Origin of the sequence: Caenispirillum bisanense (assembly GCF_900230255.1) — a bacterium.
Taxonomy (GTDB): domain Bacteria; phylum Pseudomonadota; class Alphaproteobacteria; order Rhodospirillales; family Rhodospirillaceae; genus Caenispirillum; species Caenispirillum bisanense_A.
On sequence record NZ_OCNJ01000018.1, the window covers coordinates 43,498 to 50,646 of the forward strand.

A 7,149-nucleotide genomic window follows, 5' to 3' on the forward strand; every position below is an offset into this window, starting at 1 on the left:
ACGGGTCAGCCGGCGGTGCCGGCGCGCGGGGCGTCGTCGCCGAGGTTGGCGCGCGGGGAACCGTCGGGGGCGGCGGCGGCCATGGCCTCGGCGGTGGCGGCGGCCTGCACGCGCGCCTCGTGCTCGGCGAGCAGGCGGCTGCGCTCGGCGTCGGCGGCGGCTTCCGCCTCGCCGAAGTCGCCGGTGATGCCGCTGGCCGCCAGGACGTTGCGGTCGATGACCTGGAGGATCTCCCCCCAGGTGCGGGGCGTGTCGCGCTCGATGCCGCCGTCGGCCCATTCCAGGCGGGCGTCGCCCGGCTGGATGGCGGCGTCGTCGACCACCAGCAGGCGGCCTTCGAAGCCGGTGTCGGCGATGACCGGCTGGACGCCGTCGCGCACCATGCCCGACAGGGCGGGGTGGACGCGCACCACGATGCGCGGCTGCTCGATGATGGTCGGCAGGATGCTGCGGATCAGGCCCTCGATCTCGGCGGTGCCGTACTGCAGGGTGACCATGGGCAGCACGCGCCGGCAGATGGCGACGGCGACTTCCACCGCCATGGGCTCCAGCCGCTTGTAGGGCTCGTTCATGGTGGCGCCGAGCTGGCGCAGGCCCTGCGCGATGAAGTGCAGGCTCTCCGACGCCAGACGCTCGGTGGCGGCCTCGGCCTCCTGCAGGGCGGCGGTGTGGCCGGCGACATAGGCCTCGTCGCGCGCCGCTTCCACGTCCTGCAGGCTGAAGGTCGGCTCCGGCGGCGTTTCCGGCTCCGGCGGCTGCATCTGGGCGGCCAGCGCTTCCGCCTCGGCGGCGGCGGCGTCGGCTTCGGCCTGGGCGACCGCTACGTCTAGCGGCGTCTGCGGCACCTGCGGCTCGGGCTCCGGCTCCGGCTTGGGTGCGAGGGCCGCGCTCTCCGGCTCGAAATCCTGCACCGTCGTATGCGCCGGCTGCTCGTAGGACCGGCGCACGGCGTCGCGGTCGTCGAGGTCGAGGTCGAAGGTGAACTTGCGGATCGCGGCTTGCTGGCGCATGGCGGACACGGGTCTCTCCTGGCGGCGCGGCGGGGGCTACGGCGGCGGGACGGCGAGCGGCATCAGTAGATGAGCTCGTCGTCCTCCTTGCCCTCGGAGATGACGATCTGGCCGGAATTGGCCAGTTCCTTGGCGAGCGCGACGATGATGTTCTGCGCCTCGTCCACTTCGCGCAGGCGCACCGGGCCCATGGCGTCCATGTCTTCCTTCAGCATCTTGCCGGCGCGTTCCGACATGTTCTTGAAGAACAGGTCCTTGATGCTGTCCGACGAGCCCTTGAGCGCGAGGCCGAGCTTGTCCTTCTCCACATGGCGCAGCAGGGTCTGGATGCCCTGGCTGTCGATGCGGTTGAGGTCCTCGAAGGTGAACATGAGCTGCTTGATCTTCTCGGCGCTCTCGCGGTTGCGTTCTTCGAGGGCGGCGAGGAAGCGGGCTTCGGTGTTGCGGTCGAGGTTGTTGAAGATGTCGGCCATCATCTCGTGCGCATCGCGGCGGGCGGTGCGGGCGAGGTTGGACATGAATTCCGTGCGCAGCGTCTTTTCCACGCCGTCGAGCACTTCCTTCTGCACCGCCTCCATGTGCAGCATGCGCATGATGACTTCCATGGCGAAGCCTTCCGGCAGCAGCCCGAGCACGCGGGCGCCGTGGTCGGCCTTGATCTTGGACAGCACCACCGCGACCGTCTGCGGGTATTCGTTCTTCAGGTAGTTGGCCAGCACCTGCTCGTTCACGTTGCCGAGCTTGTCCCACATGGTGCGGCCGGCCGGACCGCGGATTTCCTCCATGATCGCGTCGACGCGATCCTTCGGCAGCGACTTGTGCAGCAGGCGTTCCGTGCTCTCGTAGGAGCCGACCAGCGAGCCGGTGTTGGAGATGGCGTCGGCGAATTCCACGAACAGGCGCTCGACGATGGAAGACGACACCGTGCCGAGGTTCGCCATGATCTGCGACAGCTCGCGGATCTCGTCGTCGTCCATCATGGCGAACAGCTTGGAGGAATGTTCCTCGCCCAGCGACAGCATCATGATGGCGGCCTTCTGGGGCCCGGTGAGGCTGCGGTAGTCTTCCTTGACGCGTCCCACGGTCGTTCTCCTCAGGCGGCCCGCATCCGGTGGTGCGGGAGGGCGGGGCCGCGGTCGTCTTCAGGCGGCGATCAGGCTTCCTGGTAGAGCCAGTTGCGGATGATGCTGAGCGCTTCTTCCGGGTGCTTGTCGACGATTTCGCCGATCTTGCGCAAGCTGGAGGCGCGCACGCGGCCTTCCACCTTGTCGATGTCGATCAACTCGTCGGCCTCGATCTCCTCGTCGATGGGCACCGGCATGGAGCCCGGACCGGTCAGCTGCGGGATGCCGGCGGCGGCGTCGGCGCTCAGCAGCTTGGCCTCGTCGGGGGCGGCGCTTTCGAAGGCGCGGGTGATGAGCGGGCGGACCACCAGCAGGATGACCAGGATGGCGACGATGGCAATGCCGAGCCCCTCGGCCATCTTCATGATCTCTTCCTTGGTGAAGCCCATGAAGGTCCACTCGTCGGTGGGCAGCAGGTCGTCCATGGTGGCGAAGCGCATGTTCACCACTTCCACCTGGTCGCCGCGGTTGGCGTCGAAGCCGACGGCCGAGCGCACCAGGGTGGCGAGCTTGTCCATCTGGTCTTCGGTGCGCGGCTCGTAGACGCGGTTGCCTTCGCCGTCGAGGGTATATGTGCCGTCGATGAGAACCGCGATGGACAGGCGGTCGATGCTGCCGCCCTCGCTGACCGAATTTACGGTCTTGCGGCTGATCTCGTTGTTGACGGTTTCCTCGGTGCGCGTCTCTTCGCTGGTGGCGGTGGGGCCGCCGGCGTTGAGGTTGGCGTCGGGCAGGTTGTTCTGCACCGTCACGTTGCCGGGGTCGTTCTCCGACGTGCGCAGGTTCTCCTCGCGGGTGACGGTGGAGCGCGGCACGACGCTTTCCGGGTCGTACACTTCCTGCTGGGTGACCGTGCGGTCGAAGTTCATGTCGGCGCGAACCTCGGCGCGGACCTTGCCGGGGCCGACGGTCTGCTCGATCAGCTGCTCGATGTTGGCGCGCAGGCGCTCCTCGGTCTTCAGCCGCATTTCCTCGCGGGTGAAGGCGATCATGTCGCTGTCGTTCTCGAAGTTGCGCGACAGCAGCGCGCCGTTCTCGTCGACGATGGAAATGCGCGACGGCTTCAGCTGCGGCACGGCCGCCGCCACCATGTGCTGGATGGCGTTGACCTGCGCCTGTTCCAGGCGGCCCGACTTCATCTTGATGTAGATGGAGGCCGACGGTTCCTGCGTCTCGCGGGAGAACAGCTCGCGCTTGGGCATCACCAGGTGGACGCGGGCGGCCTTCACCGTGTCGATGGCGGTGATGGTGCGGGCCAGCTCGCCTTCCAGGGCGCGCACCAGGTTCACGTTCTGCATGAAGTTGGTGGCGCCGAGGCTGTCCATGTTGTCGAACACCTCGTAGCCGACGGACGACCCGCCGGCCGTCGCCAGCTCCGCCACGGCGAGGCGCTGGCGCAGCACCTGGTCGCCGGCGACGTAGATGGCGGTGCCGCCCTCGCGCAGCTCGAAGGGAATGTTCTGCGCCTCCAGCTGCTCGACGATGCGCTTGGAGTCCGCCGGCTCCAGGTTGCCGTAGAGCAGCTCCATGGGGGTGGAGCTGAACCGGGTGGCGAAATAGATGATGAACGCGAGCAGGCCGACACCGACGCCGGCCATGGCCGCGAGCCGCATCGGGCCCAGGTTCTTCAGCTGTTGTACGAAGGCGTTCACGGCGGGCGTCCTGCGTGTGTTCTGCGGGCGTGGAGCCCTCCGCAGGATCGCCGCGGAGATACCCCATCCGATGTAGCCGGAAGGTAAGGCGCCTTATTAAAGAAGACGTTAACGGTAGGCAAATTTTACCCGGCCGGTGGATGCGCGGCTGGGTCAAGATTGCCGGGGCGCGGACGTCTCTGCCGCCGGCCCTGCCCGAGTCGCCGCAGCCGGGGCAGCGGCGGGGGGTGCCCGGGGGGAGGTGGGGGGCTGTGGAAAAAGACTCAGGCGCAGCAACGAGTCGTTTCGCGGATGGCGCGTCGGCCGCGCCGGACTCGCGATGGTCGTGCCGACGTGTCGGCGAGTTGGCACAGGGATTGAATGGAGGGGCGTCGGCAGTCTCATGCCGCAGAAGCGGCTAGGCCATACTCGGAATCGGAGTAAGAAAGAGATGACCTCGTCCATCCTTACGAATTCCAGCGCGATGACCGCGCTGAGGGTGCTGAATCAGATCAACAAGGATCTGTCCACCACCCAGAACCGCATCTCCACCGGCCTCAAGGTCGGCAGCGCCAAGGACAACGCCTCGTTCTGGGCCGTGTCCAGCGTGATGAAGTCCGACGTCAACAGCTTCAAGGCCATCGGCGACAACCTGTCGCTGGCCGAGAACAGCCTGTCGGTGGCCCGCACCGGCGCCGAGCAGATCGCCAAGCTGATCGATACGGTCAAGGCGAAGGCGACGGCCGCGCAGGAAGGCTCCATCGACAAGGCCGCCCTGCAGGCGGACATCGACGCGGCCCTGGAGCAGATCCAGGAGATCACCAAGTCGGCCAACTTCAACGGCGTCAAGCTGCTGGAGACGAGCTCGAAGGTGCGCCTGCTGTCGTCCATCGGCCGTGACGGCTCGAACGTCGACGCCAGCTACATCAGCTTCACCTCGCAGGATCTGACCTTCGCTCCGCGCGGTGGCCTGGAGGCCATTTCGGGTCTTTCCGTGCTGGATCGCGGCGACAGCCTGGTCGAGAACAAGACCGACGGCGTCACCGAGTTCAACATGGGTGCGCCGAACGCCAGCCAGTTCTTCATCGACGCGAACAAGTTCACGTTCGATACGGACAACACCGACAACGACTTCACGCTGACCTACTCGACCGGTGCCGCCGTCAGCGACACCACGACGGCGCAGTTCGTGAACATCACCGACGGCAACGACCTCGTCACCGCGCTGACCGCCTCTGCCGCCGTGGTCAACGCCGCGTGGGACAACCAGACCGGCCTGACCGTCAAGCTCGCCAACGGCTACGACTTCAAGGCCCTGGACGTCGCCGCCGGTGCCGGCATCACCGCCGCCATCGACGACAGCGTGGTCTACTCGGCCAAGGCCGGGCAGAAGCTGACCTTCGAGTACATCGACGACGAAGGCGTCAACCGCACGCTGACGCACACGCTCGAGCAGAGCATCGCGGTCGGCGACGACGGCGCGCTCGCGCTGGTCGACGAGCTGACGACGTCCAAGGATTTCTCGAAGCTGTTCAACATCAGCTACGTGAACGGCGAGTTCAAGCTGGCCGCCAAGGACCGCGAGACCGACATCACCTTGACCGGGTGGAGCGGCGGCCCCTTCACGTCGCCCGGCGATGTGGTGACCTATGCCCCGACCGCCTTCACGTTCGACACGGACAACACGGACAACGACTTCCTTCTGACGTACCGTGACCGTGACGGGTCGATCCAGACGTCCGCCATCGCCGACGTCGACGCCACGGCGCTCGGCACCACGGCGACCGCGCTGGCCGCCACGACCTACATCAAGAACGCGTCGTGGGACACCACCAACGGTCTGACCATGGTGTTCGAGGAAGGCTTCGAGTTCATCAGCCTCGGAACCGCCGCCTCGGCCTCAGCCTCGGCGACCGTCGCCTCGGCGCCGACCTCCACCGCCATGAGCATCGTCGAGAGCAACGAGCTGAACTTCCAGGATCAGCCGCTGCGCCTCGGTGAGGAGATCACCCTCAACTACACCGTCAACGGCACCAACAAGACGGTCGTGCTGCGGGTGACCGGCCAGGACACCGCCACCGGCAACCGCCTCGACGACCAGTCCAACCCGAACCGCATCGAGCTCGCCCTCGACGCCCGGGAAGTGACGCACGAGAGCACGACGGGCAAGAAGATCGTCGACCAGATCGTCTCCGCGCTGGGCAACCTGCCGACCACCTTCGGCCTGTCGAGCAGCGCGGCCGCCTTCGGCTCGAACATCCAGTACACGTTCAACAACAACACCCTGACCCTGACCACGGCCGGCACCGGTATCGACAGCATCGGGACCACGGGCCTGCCGATCACGGACTACGACCAGCTCCTCGACAACATCGAGGAAGCCATGCAGATCGCCACGGACGCCGCCGCGGCGCTCGGTTCGGCCCAGGGCCGCATCGAGATCCAGAAGGAGTTCATCACCGAGCTGACCGACAACCTCACTGAGGGCATCGGCACGCTCATCGATGCCAACATGAACGAAGAATCGGCGCGTCTGCAGGCTCTGCAGGTCCAGCAGCAGCTGGGCATCCAGTCGCTGTCCATCGCCAACCAGGCACCGCAGGCCCTGCTGTCGCTGTTCCAGTGACTTGAAGGCCCGAAGACCCGCACGAGAAGGATGGGGTTGCCGATTTCCGAAGAAAGGGGTGCGCCAGAAGGGCGTGCCCCTTTTTTCATTTCCGGCCGGCGGGGATGGGCGCTCGGCGTCATGGTCGGTCCGCGCCGGAGCCGGAGTCGAAATGGCCCTGCGGGGGCGCCATGCCGGTGGCGCAGCCCGGGGACGCCCGAAAGTGGGGGGGGCACCACTTCGTGTCCAGCCGGCTGACAAATGTCAAGCCATTGAAATAGAACGTTTTAATGGCCTGTTGGTGAACGCGGTGAGTGCTGAGGCGGCTTGCGTGGTGCGGCCGCCTGTGGCTTAATCCGTGATGAATATGTGCCTAAAATGGAGCCTTGGTCCACAGAAGTGGGCCGTTTGAGAACCAGAACGGAGTAATTGCCATGTCGTCGTCGATTCTGACGAACTCCAGCGCCATGACGGCGCTGCGCGTCCTCGAGCAGACCAACAACTCCCTCTCGAAGACGCAGAACCGCATCGCCACGGGCCTGAAGGTCGGCAGTGCGAAGGACAACGCCTCTTTCTGGGCGGTGTCGACCACCATGAAGGCGGACGTGAACAGCCTGAAGGCCGTCGGCGACAACCTGTCGCTGGCCGACAACTCGCTGGGCGTCGCCCGTACCGGTGCCGAGCAGATCGCCAAGCTGATCGACACCATCAAGAGCAAGACCACCGCCGCCCAGGAAGGCTCCATCGACAAGGCCGCGCTGCAGGCCGACATCGACGCC

5 protein-coding genes are annotated in these 7,149 nt (G+C 66.3%); 2 read left to right on the plus strand and 3 right to left on the minus strand.

Translation table 11 applies throughout. The annotated features are described in order from the left end of the window. Positions 1–5 precede the first annotated feature (5 nt). The 3 genes from CRP50_RS23530 to fliF all read right to left on the minus strand — a co-directional run bounded on the left by CRP50_RS23530 (position 6) and on the right by fliF (position 3,786). Complete coding sequence (locus CRP50_RS23530; protein ID WP_141415240.1) at positions 6–1,010, minus strand: FliH/SctL family protein; 1,005 nt, start codon at positions 1,008–1,010, stop codon at positions 6–8. Between the two features lie 62 nt (positions 1,011–1,072). After that, positions 1,073–2,092: a flagellar motor switch protein FliG gene (gene fliG / locus CRP50_RS23535; RefSeq protein ID WP_097281649.1), complete on the minus strand. Its 1,020-nt coding sequence runs from the start codon at positions 2,090–2,092 to the stop codon at positions 1,073–1,075. 71 nt (positions 2,093–2,163) lie between these two features. Next, positions 2,164–3,786, minus strand: coding sequence for a flagellar basal-body MS-ring/collar protein FliF (gene fliF / locus CRP50_RS23540; RefSeq protein ID WP_097281650.1), 1,623 nt, complete (start codon positions 3,784–3,786; stop codon positions 2,164–2,166). A 430-nt stretch (positions 3,787–4,216) separates the two neighbouring features. Here fliF and CRP50_RS23545 point away from each other — a divergent pair, with 430 nt between their 5' ends. Continuing rightward, positions 4,217–6,391 (plus strand): flagellin, encoded by a 2,175-nt coding sequence (locus CRP50_RS23545; protein WP_097281651.1) that lies wholly within the window; start codon positions 4,217–4,219, stop codon positions 6,389–6,391. A gap of 413 nt (positions 6,392–6,804) precedes the next feature. Further along, positions 6,805–7,149, plus strand: a 345-nt coding sequence (locus tag CRP50_RS23550) for a flagellin (RefSeq protein ID WP_176525322.1), incomplete at its 3' end; no start/stop codon positions are given.

Bases quoted from the DNA above. Each gene is read 5' to 3' on its own strand.
- CRP50_RS23545 (WP_097281651.1), top strand. From the start codon at position 4,217: ATGACCTCGTCCATCCTTACGAATTCCAGCGCGATGACCGCGCTGAGG.
- CRP50_RS23530 (WP_141415240.1), bottom strand. From the start codon at position 1,010: ATGCGCCAGCAAGCCGCGATCCGCAAGTTCACCTTCGACCTCGACCTC.